Source organism: Psychrobacter sp. JCM 18900 (assembly GCF_904846625.1).
Classification (GTDB): domain Bacteria; phylum Pseudomonadota; class Gammaproteobacteria; order Pseudomonadales; family Moraxellaceae; genus Psychrobacter.
On the sequence record NZ_CAJHBL010000004.1, the window covers coordinates 173126 to 187041 of the forward strand.

Consider the following 13916-nt stretch of genomic DNA (forward strand, 5'->3'; position numbering starts at 1 on the left):
GTTTTTATCCTTAACAAGTAAGCGTGAATGAATTTTGTTCGCTGCATTTAATAATGCCATAGGTGACCGCATAATATCTATATCAACAAAGTAATTACAAGCATCAGGCTTTGTGTTTTCACTTTTATTTATCGATGACTTGTCTATGACATTTTATCGCGACTATTTTTATTTTATGAGCAGTAATCAATTACTAGGACATCTATTATGAATGATAATATCTCTGGCTGGAATACTTGGCTGACTGCGTTTGATGACTGGACTGACGTGTCTATCAGCGAAGTGCATGGCATGATGACAGGGCTTATGACGGCTTGTAATGCGCCTGACGAAGCAACTTGGGCTAAGGTGTTTGAAGAGCTCAGCTTTGCCCCATTACCAGAGCCTGCATTGACCTTGCTGACAGAAGAAGCGGAAGACATCGTGTTTCAGCTAAAAGACAAAGATGATGCCTACGCGTATATGCCGCTCATCCCAGATGATGAACATGATTTATACGAGCGCGTGATGGCGTTGAAACAGTGGGCAAACGGTTTTATGACTGGTTTTGGTATTACTGATTGCGGTTTGACCAGTGAAGAAAACGAGATGCTATCTGATTTGGCTAAGATTGGCGCAATTCGTCTCGAAGATGATGAAGATTTTGAAGGTGGTGAAGAGTCTTATCTTTATATCTATGAATTTGCTCGCATGGTACCCGTAAGCTTTGCTACGCGTAAACGTAAGGCTGTCAAAGATATCGCGCTCATAGCGGGTTTGTCTATCGATGCCAAAACAACCAAAGAGCTACAGGCAGAAGGTAAGCTACCAAAACCAATGCCGCCAGTGGTTGATGTGATGAATCATAACAATCCATCGTAAGGCAGCTCTGACACATCATAGTTCTGAAAATTGTAGTAAGGATATTTTATGATCCAAAATAACAGTAGTAATAGCGATAATGTGGATAGCAGCAGCGCTGTCCAGCTGAAAAGTGTCGAACATCCTACTCAAAGCCTAGATTGGCTAACACGTCTCATCGCCTTTGATACGGTCAGTCGCCATTCTAATTTGGCTTTGATTAACGATGTAAAGTCGTACTGTGACCAGTTAGGTTTGACGGTAGATTTGACCTTTAATGAAGCTAAAACCAAAGCTAACTTGTTTGTGACTGTACCCGCTGGCGAAAATGCCGATATCGTCAATCATGGTCTGGTCTTATCGGGTCACACTGACGTTGTGCCAGTTGATGGACAAGCATGGTCTTCAGAGCCGTTTACGGCGACGATACGCGGTGATAAGCTATATGGTCGCGGTGCATGTGACATGAAGGGCTTTATCGCTTGTGCGCTTACGGTATTGCCGCAAGCCGTGCAGTTATCGACCAATGGTCAGCTACGTCGTCCGTTGCATTTGGCATTATCGTTCGATGAAGAGGTTGGTTGTTTGGGTGCGCCATTGATTTTGGCAGACCTAAAAGCACGTGGTATCACGCCTGATTATTGTATCGTCGGTGAGCCAACTAACATGACCATGGTAGTTGCACACAAAGGCATCGCAGTTTATCGTTGCCGTGTACATGGCAAGTCGGCGCATTCGTCACTGATTGCACAAGGTGTCAATGCTATTAGCTACGCTAGCAGATTGGTTGGCTATGTAGATACGCTTGCTGAAGAGCTGAGTACTCGTGATGATAACGATGCGTTATTTACAGTTCCTTATTCGACATTGTCAGTAGGTACCATCCATGGTGGTACAGCGACCAATATCGTACCCAACTTGTGCGAGTTTACTTTTGACTATCGTAACCTGCCGCACATGAAGCAAGACGATATACTAGCGCCCATTCGAGCCAAAGTTGCTGAGCTAAATGCTCAAATGCAAGCACGCGCGCCAGAGACTGGTATTGAGCTGATGCAAGAAGAAAGCGTCCCAGCAATGACAGATGACGATAGTGCTGAGCTACAATCGTTAATCGCTGCGCTGACAGGAGATGATGAGCGTCATAAAGTGGCTTATGCGACTGAAGGCGGTCAGTTTACCAATGCAGGCATCCCAACGATTATTTGTGGCCCTGGTAGTATTGAACAGGCGCACAAAGCGGATGAATATGTGGAGCTTAGTGAAATTGAACGCTGCGATGCGTTTTTAAAGAAGCTATTAGATAGCTGTACGACTCAGCCGTCCATGCAGTCATAATTATTCAGAAAAAGGCGTGTCGTTCCTTTAAGAATTTTTGCGAGACTTTTTTGATATATAGGTATAAGTGACACCGTCTTAATGGCGGTGTTTATTTTTTAGTCGCATATTTAAGTCGTATAGCCGTTCGTATTAGAACCATTTACACATGACAAAGTAGGGGTGGGTTGATGTCTTGGCATCTGTTTGCAGTGTTTTTCGCAAGTACGTTTTTTATCTCAGCGACCCCTGGTCCTAATATGCTACTGGCATTTCAGTATGGCATGAACTATGGCGTAAAACGAACGCTGTGGACGCTGGCAGGCCTGAGTCTTGGCTTGTTTGTATTGCTGCTATCGACTCTACTTGGGCTCGATGTGATCAGTCGCCAGTCACCTTGGCTGTTGACGATCATCAAAGCCGTGGGCGCGGCATACTTGATTTATTTGGGTATCAGCTCATGGCGCGATGCTGGTGACGGTAGCTTGATGAGCGATGCTCGTGAGTTGAGTGCTGAGGTGGCAGCTGATTATCCTGTCTCTGAAGGTGTGGCTGCCACACCGTCGTCACGCTCACTCTCTAGTGCTGCCGTGAAAACAGCGCCAAGTAACCTGATTTTGTTTCGTACGGGGGTTTGGGTGTCACTATCCAATCCAAAAGCTATCTTGTTCTTTGCGGCCTTTTTCCCTAAATTTATCAATTTCAGCGCGCCACTATGGCCACAATACGTCCTATTGACCATCGGCTTGTTTTTGAGTGAAACGATTTGGCAAATCGTATATACGCTAGGCGGCAAAAAGCTAGCAAGTTGGCTCGATGTGGGTAATCGCTTAGCCTGGCTCAATCGTGGTTGCGGGGTGATATTTATAATTATCGCTGCTGCCCTATTGGCTGAAGTGATAAATAGTTTTATAGCTTAAAAACTACCGATACGATTTTAAATTAAAGTGATTAATTAAATACACGTTTATTAAATCATTTTATATACAAGTCAAAATTAATTATTGACTTTAATTTTTAAATCGTTATTATTGGTTCATTGATTTATATCGTTTATCTTTCATAAGCGAAAAATCACTTCAATTAACCTGCTATTGTCACCCTGACATTGGCCATAACCTATGGAGGAATCATCGTGTCCTATTTAACTACCAAGACGTTTTTAAAGATTGAATATGTAAACCACATGACAGCAATGACACCTTCGAAAAGGTTTGGCTAAATTTTTATATAAGCTATTGAGTGATATCCCATCTATCGATATCAACGAATAGCCTTCTGTATCTACTTGCGCTATCTCTTTTCTAGGTCTACTGTGCCAAATGTGCTCTGCGATTGTGCTAAGCCATATTGCGCTTGCTGTTATCTGTTTACCTAACGTTTTTCTTTACCGTTATTGCTAATAAAGCGACTCAGGCTATGATTTAGTTAAAGCTTTTCTATGCGTATAATATTTACGCTGTGGCCGACGGTTTTGATCTATATTATATTTCTTTAAAATGTCCATAATAAATTAACCATGCATTTTTATTGATTTTTTAATTAATAAGAATACGGTTTTTTATCGCCTAAATTTTATAACTTCATTTCTTATTAAACGTTGCGTTTAATTGAGATATATAAGTAATGTCTAAAAATTATAAAAACCGGTAATTATAAAAAATGCATGGTTATAAAATAACAAAATGGAAATAACAAGTTATGAGCATTCAATTAGTATTAAACGAAAATCGTAAACACGGTGTACCAGTCAAAATTTATACCTCGGATGTTGAGCAAGGTGCGATGCAGCAGTTACGCAATTTAGCCCAGCTAGAGTTTGTACATTCACACATTGCAGTGATGCCCGATGTGCACGTTGGCAAAGGCGCTACAGTTGGTAGCGTGATACCGACCAAGTCAGCCATCATTCCTGCCGCAGTTGGGGTAGACATTGGCTGCGGTATGAACGCCGTGCGCTTATCCCTAACCGCAAGTGATCTGCCTGATAGCTTAAGGTCGTTACGCTTGGTAGTGGAGCAACAAGTGCCTGTGGGTTTCAATATGCATAAGCAAATCCAAGCCAAAAATTCAACGCTTGATCCACTAGGTAAACGCCTAAAACCGATTACTGATAAACACCCAGGTTTACTCAAAATGCTTAAAGGTTTTGAGCGTACGTGGGCAAAGCAGTTGGGTACATTGGGCGGTGGTAATCACTTTATTGAGCTGTGCTTGGATGAAAACAGTGATGTCTGGGTAATGCTGCATTCTGGCAGTCGCGGCATCGGTAATTGTATCGGTCGCTATTTCATTAACCTTGCCAAAAAAGAGCGTCAATCGCGCTTTGGTCATGTGCCAGATCGAGATTTGTCTTACTTTGCTGAAGGGTCTGATAGCTTTGCCGATTATGTCGAAGCAGTAGGCTGGGCGCAGGACTACGCGTTAGAGAACCGCCGCGAGATGATGCGTCTCGTCATTAAGTCATTACAGTCGCCACAAGCGGGATTACCACGGTTTCAGCTGACCAAAGAAGCCATCAATTGTCATCATAACTATGTCAATGAAGAGGTACATTTCGGTGAGCAAGTCTATGTGACGCGTAAAGGCGCGATCAGTGCTTATGCAGGTGAGCTTGGTATTATTCCAGGCTCTATGGGCGCAAAGTCTTTTATCGTACGTGGTCTAGGCGCGGCAGAGTCGTTTTGTTCTTGCTCACATGGGGCAGGACGACAGATGAGCCGTGGTAAAGCTATGCGAGCGTTCACTATCGATGAGCTAAAAGCGCAGACGGATGGCGTCGAGTGTCGCAAAGATAAAGGCGTCATCGATGAGATACCCGGCGCTTATAAAGACATCGATGAAGTGATGGCCAATCAAACGGATTTGGTTGAGGTGGTGCATACGCTTAAGCAGGTCATGTGTATTAAAGGCTAACGAATAAAAACATAGCGAGTCATGACGGTGTCAATCGAGCTAAATGTACTAAGTGTACTATTTGCGCTCGATTTCCTAGTCGTGACCTCACTATGCTGTCATTCGGATATATAAAACAGATTTAGAGCTATTAAAAATATAGGTAAAAACATGAGCTTAAAACAAACCTTAAAAAAGGCCAAACAGATTGAACGGCAGTTAGAGCAGCAAGCTGAAACAGGTACACAGCACTCACTAAGTACAGTCAAGCCGCGCAACTATTTGGCTCTGGATCCACTGTTAAGAAAAGGTGGTATTCATGAGAAAGAAGATATCGATATTGTTCGAAAAAAACGTCGCCGTGAGACCAAGCAGCAGTTACGGAAGACGGATTGGTTATTAGAATAGTGGTAGTTAACATTCACGCACAAAAAAGCCATTCGCTATTATAGTGAATGGCTTTTTTATTCTTACTCAAATTTATAACTTAACCATTGTTACCTTAACCACTATGCCAATACTTCGATTAGCTCACCTTTTACCATATGCGGACTGACGAAATCAGTAATACGTACACTCACAAGTTTACCCAACAGCTCATCCATTTTCTCGACATCATGAGGGAACATAACGGTACGAGTGTTATCTGCTGTACCGATTAAGCAGTCAGGATGACGATTGGCAACTTGTTCAACCAAGACGCGAGTAGTGGTGCCGACCATCTCATGCGTTTTCGCTAGCGTTGAGTCAATGATGACTTTCTGAAATTCAGCCAAGCGATCTTTTTTGGTCGTGAAGCTTACATCATCTGGCAACTCAGCGGCTGGCGTGCCTGGGCGCTTAGAGTAGATAAAGCTGTAAGAGTGATCGAAGTTCAACTCTTTCGCCAAGTTTAAGGTATCTTGGAAGTCTTGATCGGTTTCACCAGGGAAGCCAATGATAAAGTCGCTCGATAAATGAATATCTGGACGAATGGCTTTTAGCTTATTAATCTGATTAATATAAACGTCGATTGTATGGTTACGTTTCATCGCTGCCAAGATAGCGTTTGAGCCACTCTGAACCGGTAGATGTAAGTGTGATACCAGCTCTGGTAATTGTGCATATGCATCAATGATGTCATCAGTGAACTCTAGCGGATGGCTAGTCGTATAGCGAATACGCTCGACACCATCAACATGCGAGACATAGTGCAATAGTTCAGCGAAACGGCAAATGCTGCCATCGTCTTTTTCGCCGCGATAGCCGTTGACGTTTTGACCCAATAGGTTAATTTCACGGATACCTTGAGCGGCAAGGCTATCAATCTCAGCCAATACATCGTCAAGTGGACGCGATAATTCTTCACCACGCGTATAAGGCACCACGCAGAATGAGCAATATTTTGAGCAACCTTCCATAATAGAGACAAAGGCTTTGTAGCCTTCTACTCTTGGCTCAGGCAAAAAGTCAAACTTCTCAATGCTAGGGAATGACACATCAATCGTACCGATACGGTTTTTAGGTGCGATTTCACGTTGTTCATTTGATTGATCATACAGCTCTGGCAGGCGATGCAAGGTTTGCGGGCCAAATACCATATCGACATAAGGCGCACGCTTTTGAATGTTATCGCCTTCTTGTGAAGCGACGCAACCACCGACGCCAATGACGAGGTCAGGGCGTTTTTCTTTTAGTTTGCGCCAGCGACCCAATTCTGAAAAGACTTTTTCTTGCGCTTTTTCGCGGATAGAGCAGGTGTTCATCAATAGTACGTCGGCCTCATCGATATCATGAGTGACTTCCATACCATGTGAGTCGCCTAGCACGTCTAGCATTTTGCCAGAGTCATAGACATTCATCTGACAGCCTTGGGTCGTGACAAAGACCTTTTTTGTCGCTGCTTTTTCAACGGGCGCTTGGGCTGAACTTGCTTCTTTGAGTGCAGTGACAGCACGTGCGGTGACAGTCGTCTCAGCAACAGCATCGTCATCGATGCGGGGATTGAATACAGTAACACTCATAAGGATAAGTCCATGATTGACCAAAAATATAGCGGAGTAGCCGATTAACAGGTGGCGTATTTTATCACAACCCTGTGCCAATGTGAAAAATTAGCACGAGCGATGAGGTATCAATATGATAAATAATTCATAGCAGTATCAATTATTTACTGGCGTTCATATTACTATTCATAAAAACTGCGGCTCGTTATCACTTCTATGTTACACCGTGCTGTCCTATTTATTAACAAAAGGTAAAGGAGATAGTTGAAAGCACAATGAGTATAGTATGATGATTGCTATACCCTTGGCGGTACTTAGCGAACCGTTATTCACATATTTGTAGAGATATCATAAAGAGAGTCAGTATGACAAAGTTGCGTGTTGCGCATAGCATCAAGGATGAAGAGTCTATCAGTCAAAAACACGCGTCAAAGCGAATCACAGTAGGTACGCTACGGTTGAGCGCGTTGAGCGTGGCAACAGCGGTAAGTGCACTTGGTGTGTCACAAGTCGCTTGTGCCGAGTTGACGTGGGGCGATGAGGAAAGCTACCAACAAGAAAGTAACTATCAACAAGATTATCAGCAAGACAGTAGTATCGACTCATTTATGGCAGCCGCTATCGCCGCAGACCGCGGTGATGTGAGTGCGCTCTATAACTATGAGCAAGTCATGAGCGGCGGCTTGTTTGCGATGTATCCGACCTATTGGCGTATGAATCTAGATCTCAATTCACAGAGTTCAGCGGCGGTCTCGCAGTTTGTGCGTCAGTATCCAGACACAGTGATGGCTGAGAAATTGGTTGCGGATTTTGCGGAGACCAAGGCAGGATCGAATGACTACGCCTCTGTCAGACAGGTAGCCAATTTGATTACCAATGCGGATGCCAGTGAGCGCTGTGCGGTTGCGCTTGGGTTTAATAATGGCGGTGACACCATGCGTGCTATGGCAGCCAAATCTGATGTGTGGCTGACCACCAAAAAGCAACCAGCATTGTGCGATCAGCTAGCGATGGAGATGAACAACAACGCGCTAATTAGTAATCAAGATCGTGCGGCTCGTCTCAAGCGTATGCTACGTAAAGGCAAGACTGGTGATATTATGGCATTGTCCTCACGTCTTGGTACGCCAATTGCTTATTCGGCGCTCAGTGAAATTCAGCTAAATCCGTCTTCTTTCTTTAGCCGTTTTGGTCGTGAGCCTGCTAGCCAAACCAATCAATACCTATATATGTACGCAATCGGCCGTATGGCTGACAAGTCTTATCGTGAGGCGGCGCTACAGTTAGATTTTGATATCAAACAAGACAATCAGCGCGCGGTCAGATTGTTGAATGACGAAACCCGACGCTATGCTTATCGTACGCTTGGCGTACAGCGTATGAACCACAACACTGACGATGGCTTTAACGCTGAAGCAGTGGATTGGTTCCGCAACAGTTTGGACAATGATTTTAATTTTGAAGAAGCTGAAGATTACGCTATGGCGGCGATTCGCTTCGGTCGTTGGGATGACGTGGTAGAAGCTATCTCAAAAATGGATGGCGAAACGCAAAAAGAAGCCCAGTGGCAGTATTGGCTAGCTCGTGCGTATGAGCAGTCAAGCGATAGTAGCAAGCGCAATACGTCTAAAAAAATGTATCAAAACCTAGCAAAAAGTAATGACTATTACGGTCTAATGGCAAAAGATAAAATAGGGCAGCGTTTTGATGCTAGCCGTTTAGGCGGTAGTAATTTGCCTAATGTCAGTACCGCTGACCGCGCGCGCGTCATGCAAGATGCCAACTTTGCCCGTGCGTTTGCACTGTACAACTCTGAAGCTAGTCGTGCTTATGCCAACCGTGAGTGGAACTGGGCTGTAAAGCAAGCTCGTGACAATCGTGATGACAATTTGATTATTGCCGCTGCTCGTCAAGCCTATGACATGGGCTGGCTCGATCGAGCGATTTATGCGGTTGATAATACTGATAGAGTGGATAGCTTAGCACTTTCGCATCCGATGCCGCATCAAAGCGCAGTCGTACGTTATAGTGAGGCAGCAGGTATTGATCCAGCATGGGCGTACGGTATTATGCGTCAAGAGAGTCGCTTTGTGACTTCAGCACGCTCAAACGTGGGTGCGAGTGGACTGATGCAAGTTATGCCTGATACTGCAAAATATATCGCTCGTAACCTAGGCGAGACGTATAGTGCGAGCCGTACTAACAGCGGTGATACCAATATCCGCTATGGTACGTGGTATATGGGTGATATCTTGGGCAAACTCAATTATCAACCAGTATTGGCAACCGCAGGCTATAACGCTGGTCCTAATAATGCCAAACGTTGGCAGCCAGTTTATGGTTCACTTGCCGCAGATCAGTATGTAGAGTCGATTGCATTTCCTGAGACACGTAATTATGTCAAACACGTAATGGAAAACGCCACTATTTATAGCAGTCTATTGGGTCGTGGTCAGCCGATTACTCAGCGTATGGGTACGGTGCCAGCTGGATTTTAATCACTGAACTGGTATTTGATAAACCACTAATGATTTATTGTTAGTGGTTTATTTTTATCTGCTAATTTGCTTTGCTAATTGTCAATTGATCAACTCTGATTTGCCAAAGTAGCACTCATCTGACTAAGGTAAATTTCACGGCCGTTATCCTTCAGTGCTTTATCAACATTTATCGAGCTTCCTGACGATGTCGTCAACGTTTACGTTTTTGCTATAGATTAAAAAAAACGTTTTGTTACCATTGCCTTAATGGGAAACCCTATTTTTCAGTCTTGTTCTTAGGTCAATGCGTGTTTTATGTATCGCGTCTAATGATTTAAGTTATAGCCTATGTCTTATCATTGCTAACTAACTGCCTTCAGTCCTATGATCAAAAAATATTTTAGTCTGTCTACGTCGCCAAAAACCAAATATTCGTTATCTAATCGGATATGCTTTTTATCGAAGGCAAATACAAAGACAGATACAAACGCAAGCAACAAGGCTGCTAACTCTATGATGCGATTGCGTGCAGATTTGGCTAGCAAACACAGTGTAGGTAGTATTAAAGCAACGATGAGCTTCGGCGCTTTACTGCTTATACAAGGTGTTGTACTGCTACCAGCACAGGCGGCTAACACGGTTAAGACTGGTCAGCGCGTATTGATGATTGAGATGACCCCAGCATTATGTAATATGCAGCCAACGCGGGCACGTATGCGTCAGTGTTTAGAAGGATACTCGTTAACCGTATCTGGTCTAGATATGGGATATGGCGAACGATGCGGTCGTGGTAGTGAGCCACGCCTTACCCCGCTACAACTAAAAGTCGTCAACCGCATCATGCCTGACACAACGGTACGTAGCCAAACGTGGCAACGTTATGGAGCTTGTAGTCCGCTTAGCGCCAGCAGTTACTTTCGACAGATTACTAACTATGCAGGTGGATTAAAACTACCGAACGAGTTAAATACGGGTAATAGTTATACCGTTTCCAAATCACGATTTATCAGTCAAATGACCCGTCTCAATAGTGGTATGTCTTCCAATAGCGTGGACCTCATCTGTCAAGAAGGTAGCCGTCGCCAATCGATACTTACTGATATACATGTGTGTTATGAAGGTAGTGACTTTGGTACTTGTCATGACGTTGTAGACAGCTGTGGCAGTAAATTTATCATTTCAGGTGGACGATAGTCTTTACTTAGTTACCTGCTTAAACTTCCTTTTCGATACCGTTTTTCATTTCACTTAATCGAATTTGATGGTGCACATTGCCTATTTTGACCATTATATCTACGTATAACACAGTGAAAGTGTGCTTTAATTATCATGTGCTAAAACCCTCTAGCGCTTTATCCGTAAGCGCTTAGCCTCTGTAGAACTCCTCTCGTATAAAATGTAACAATATAATCCCTGACGGGTCTATGACTGTATCTAGACGGTCACTGCGATGAAGTGCTACACTAGCTCTCGGTTTATACATGCTGCTATGCGGCAAACAAGTCGATATCTAAAATGATAATCGTTCATTAGAATTATCTAATAATTAATTAGGGAGTATTCAATGTCAATGAAACAGCCTTTACGTGTTGCCGTCACTGGTGCCGCTGGTAATATCAGCTACGCGATGCTATTTCGTATTGCATCTGGCGAGATGCTAGGTAAAGATCAGCCAGTTATTTTGCAATTACTTGAAATTACGCCAGCTCTTGACGCCCTAAAGGGTGTGGTCATGGAACTAGAAGACTGTGCATTCCCATTGTTGGCTGGTATCGTCCAAACTGACGATGCTAATGTCGCATTCAAAGATATCGATTATGCTTTACTGGTTGGTGCACGTCCTCGTGGCCCAGGTATGGAGCGTAAAGATTTGCTAGAAGCCAACGCTGCGATCTTCTCAGCACAAGGTAAAGCATTGAACGAAGTCGCTAGCCGTGATGTAAAAGTATTGGTAGTCGGTAACCCTGCCAACACGAACGCACTTATCGCTCAGCGCAATGCGCCAGATCTTGATCCACGCAACTTCACTGCAATGACTCGTCTAGACCATAACCGTGCTATGGCACAGTTAGCTGGCAAGACTGACAGCACTGTAAATGACGTGAAAAAAATGATCATCTGGGGCAACCATTCGTCAACTCAGTATCCAGATCTAACTACTTGTACAGTAAACGGCAAGCCTGCGCTAGATTTAGTTGATCGCGAATGGTACGAAGCGACTTATATCCCAGAAGTACAACAGCGCGGTGCTGCAATTATCAAAGCTCGCGGTGCATCATCTGCGGCTTCTGCTGCCAACGCTGCTATCGCACACATGCGTACGTGGGCACTAGGTACTGATGAGAACGATTGGGTATCTATGGGCGTTTACTCAAACGGTGAATACGGTATTGCTGAAGGTTTGATCTACTCATTCCCATGCACATGCACTAACGGCGACTGGTCTATCGTAGACGGCGTTGATGTATCATCAGACTTTTCGAAAGAGAAAATGGCTGCCACTGAGCAAGAACTTAGTGAAGAGCGTGATGCAGTAGCACATTTACTACCGTAAATCTAAGCTGCTATCCAGTAAGCTATGATTCAAGTAGTAGAGATAAGTAGTATGAAAAGCCCTCTGGAATATGAGGGCTTTTTTGTGTCTATAAGAAATATAAGAAATGAGTGAGCGAAAATAATTTATGTCACTATTTTAAATGGATAAAAGCAGTTTAGCGTCAATACAATTGATAACGTTAGATAAACGTTGATTAACAGCTATTAAAATAAAGCTTGCTACAATGAATATGTCAATTTGAATAATAAGCACATTAAACAATAAGTACGATCCTATTCGTACCATTTAAGGAGAAAGTTATGTTGGGTGAACCAGAATATAGTATGAATGAGTTATTTGCTCAGTTAGGCCTAGACAGCTCTGATGAAGCAATCGATAATTTTATCGCAGAAAACCAACTAGCTAGCGAAGAAAAACTGACAGAGGCTAGCATTTGGACAGATAATCAGCGTATGTTCTTACAAGAAGAATGGCAAAAAGATGCAGCATGGGTAGAAACCATTGATGAGTTAAATGTTCGTTTGCATCCTGACGCATAAAGACTTATAGACATAAAAAACCCCGCGATAGTCTTAATAACGCGGGGTTTTTTATGTCTGGACTAACACTGAATTTTAAATTTGCTTGTCGCGCCACTCAAGTAAGTCTGCGACGTCTTGATGAATACCGGCTTTTAATGCTTCTAATCCATCATAGCGACGCTCACCATGCAAGAAGTGTAGGAAACGTACGTGTAAGTTCAGTCCGTATAAATCAGCTTGCAACTGTGGAAAGTGGACTTCTAGTCGCCAGTCATCACCTTTATCAACAGAAGGTCTTTTGCCAATATTAGCCGTGCCGAACACACTATGCGGACGCAAGCCGGCAACACCTGTATGACCGTCGGTGGCAAGCGCAGTCAAACCATCAGCGATCACATTACCATTGTCATCTAAGCTCACCACATCGACTGCAAAAATACCATACAGGGCAGGCTTTATACGTTGCAAATCGATATTTGCGGTAGGGAAGTCTATCGTACGACCTATCTGATCGCCGCGCACAACCACTCCAGTGATTGCATAGTCACGACCAAGTAACCTGTTGGCTGCTTGAAGATCACCTGCTAATAGTAAATCACGAACACGAGTAGAGCTGATACGGGCAGCGTCGTTATCGATAGTATCAACACTGTCGCTATCATTACTATTATCAGTGACCGTATGCAGGTTGGTCACATCCAAACCATAACTACGCAAAAACTGACTGTCGCCAGTACGATCATGGCCAAAGTGAAAGTCATCGCCCAGCACCAATGCTTTGACGTTCAAACGCTTGGCCAATATATCGGCAAATGCTTGTGCTGATAGCGAGCGAAACTCTGTATCAAAACCTGCTACGATCAATGTTTCAACGCCATATTCTGCCAGCAGTGCTTGTTTTTCTGCCAGATTGGTCAAACGTGCAGGCGCTTTAGCAGGTGCAAAAAACTCGCGTGGCTGCGGCTCAAATATCATGACCGCTGCACCCAAGTTTTGGGTATGCGCAATTTCACGAACCTGGGCTAGCATGGCTTGGTGACCAAGGTGCACACCGTCGAAATTACCAATAGTGAGCACGCAAGCTGCCAACTCTACTGGGACAGTGTCCGTAGATGAAGCGTGTGGCGACGAAATCAGTTGCTCAAGAAAATAGGTTTTCATAAGTTTTCAGCTATGATGAGACCAAATAAAAAACGAAAAAACACATCTATGCTTAAAATTGATGTGTCTAAAACCAGCCATTATAAAGTAAAATAGCCACACTAACATCCTATAGTCTACGTGTAATGCAACTATGACGCATAGGGTGGCTATTCTTTAT

General features: G+C 43.7%; 11 protein-coding genes. 9 read left to right on the forward strand and 2 right to left on the reverse strand.

Features of this window, described 5'->3' with window-relative positions; translation table 11 throughout:
* Positions 1-207 precede the first annotated feature (207 nt).
* From JMX96_RS09035 to JMX96_RS09055, 5 genes are all read left to right on the forward strand, one after another.
* On the forward strand, positions 208-861 hold the full coding sequence (locus tag JMX96_RS09035; protein ID WP_057761477.1) for a UPF0149 family protein: 654 nt from the start codon (positions 208-210) through the stop codon (positions 859-861).
* Positions 862-909: 48 nt separating this feature from the next.
* Entirely contained in the window at positions 910-2178 is a 1269-nt protein-coding gene (argE, locus tag JMX96_RS09040) for an acetylornithine deacetylase (protein ID WP_227676998.1), read from the forward strand.
* A 170-nt stretch (positions 2179-2348) separates the two neighbouring features.
* Entirely contained in the window at positions 2349-3077 is a 729-nt protein-coding gene (locus JMX96_RS09045) for a LysE family translocator (protein WP_201568737.1), read from the forward strand.
* A gap of 781 nt (positions 3078-3858) precedes the next feature.
* The gene (locus JMX96_RS09050) at positions 3859-5073 is read left to right on the forward strand and encodes an RtcB family protein (protein ID WP_201568738.1); all 1215 of its coding nucleotides are present in this window, start codon (positions 3859-3861) and stop codon (positions 5071-5073) included.
* Between the two features lie 150 nt (positions 5074-5223).
* On the forward strand, positions 5224-5460 hold the full coding sequence (locus JMX96_RS09055; protein WP_227676999.1) for a hypothetical protein: 237 nt from the start codon (positions 5224-5226) through the stop codon (positions 5458-5460).
* A gap of 101 nt (positions 5461-5561) precedes the next feature.
* Here the strand turns inward: JMX96_RS09055 and miaB are convergent, their stop codons facing one another.
* Entirely contained in the window at positions 5562-7055 is a 1494-nt protein-coding gene (miaB, locus tag JMX96_RS09060) for a tRNA (N6-isopentenyl adenosine(37)-C2)-methylthiotransferase MiaB (RefSeq protein WP_201568739.1), read from the reverse strand.
* A gap of 347 nt (positions 7056-7402) precedes the next feature.
* Here miaB and JMX96_RS09065 point away from each other — a divergent pair, with 347 nt between their 5' ends.
* The 4 genes from JMX96_RS09065 (at position 7403) to JMX96_RS09080 (ending at position 12613) form a co-directional block, all read left to right on the forward strand.
* A complete protein-coding gene (locus JMX96_RS09065) occupies positions 7403-9535 on the forward strand; it encodes a lytic transglycosylase domain-containing protein (protein ID WP_201568740.1) in 2133 nt (710 codons plus the stop codon).
* Between the two features lie 1012 nt (positions 9536-10547).
* Positions 10548-10670 (forward strand): LasU family protein, encoded by a 123-nt coding sequence (locus JMX96_RS13740; protein ID WP_413786741.1) that lies wholly within the window; start codon positions 10548-10550, stop codon positions 10668-10670.
* 417 nt (positions 10671-11087) lie between these two features.
* Entirely contained in the window at positions 11088-12071 is a 984-nt protein-coding gene (locus JMX96_RS09075; protein ID WP_261863010.1) for a malate dehydrogenase, read from the forward strand.
* Positions 12072-12373: 302 nt separating this feature from the next.
* Positions 12374-12613 carry a DUF2789 domain-containing protein gene (locus JMX96_RS09080; protein ID WP_160022359.1) on the forward strand — a complete coding sequence of 80 codons (240 nt, stop codon included), beginning with the start codon at positions 12374-12376 and terminating at the stop codon, positions 12611-12613.
* Positions 12614-12688: 75 nt separating this feature from the next.
* Here JMX96_RS09080 and ribF read toward each other — a convergent pair whose 3' ends face one another.
* The gene (gene ribF / locus JMX96_RS09085; protein WP_201568742.1) at positions 12689-13756 is read right to left on the reverse strand and encodes a riboflavin biosynthesis protein RibF; all 1068 of its coding nucleotides are present in this window, start codon (positions 13754-13756) and stop codon (positions 12689-12691) included.
* Between the last annotated feature and the right edge of the window lie 160 nt (positions 13757-13916).

Coding starts and splice junctions, on each gene's coding strand:
- JMX96_RS09050 (WP_201568738.1), top strand. CDS start 3,859: ATGAGCATTCAATTAGTATTAAACGAAAATCGTAAACACGGTGTACCA.
- miaB (WP_201568739.1), bottom strand. CDS start 7,055: ATGAGTGTTACTGTATTCAATCCCCGCATCGATGACGATGCTGTTGCT.
- JMX96_RS09045 (WP_201568737.1), top strand. CDS start 2,349: ATGTCTTGGCATCTGTTTGCAGTGTTTTTCGCAAGTACGTTTTTTATC.
- JMX96_RS09080 (WP_160022359.1), top strand. CDS start 12,374: ATGTTGGGTGAACCAGAATATAGTATGAATGAGTTATTTGCTCAGTTA.
- JMX96_RS09055 (WP_227676999.1), top strand. CDS start 5,224: ATGAGCTTAAAACAAACCTTAAAAAAGGCCAAACAGATTGAACGGCAG.
- JMX96_RS09035 (WP_057761477.1), top strand. CDS start 208: ATGAATGATAATATCTCTGGCTGGAATACTTGGCTGACTGCGTTTGAT.
- argE (WP_227676998.1), top strand. CDS start 910: ATGATCCAAAATAACAGTAGTAATAGCGATAATGTGGATAGCAGCAGC.
- JMX96_RS09075 (WP_261863010.1), top strand. CDS start 11,088: ATGAAACAGCCTTTACGTGTTGCCGTCACTGGTGCCGCTGGTAATATC.
- JMX96_RS09065 (WP_201568740.1), top strand. CDS start 7,403: ATGACAAAGTTGCGTGTTGCGCATAGCATCAAGGATGAAGAGTCTATC.
- ribF (WP_201568742.1), bottom strand. CDS start 13,756: ATGAAAACCTATTTTCTTGAGCAACTGATTTCGTCGCCACACGCTTCA.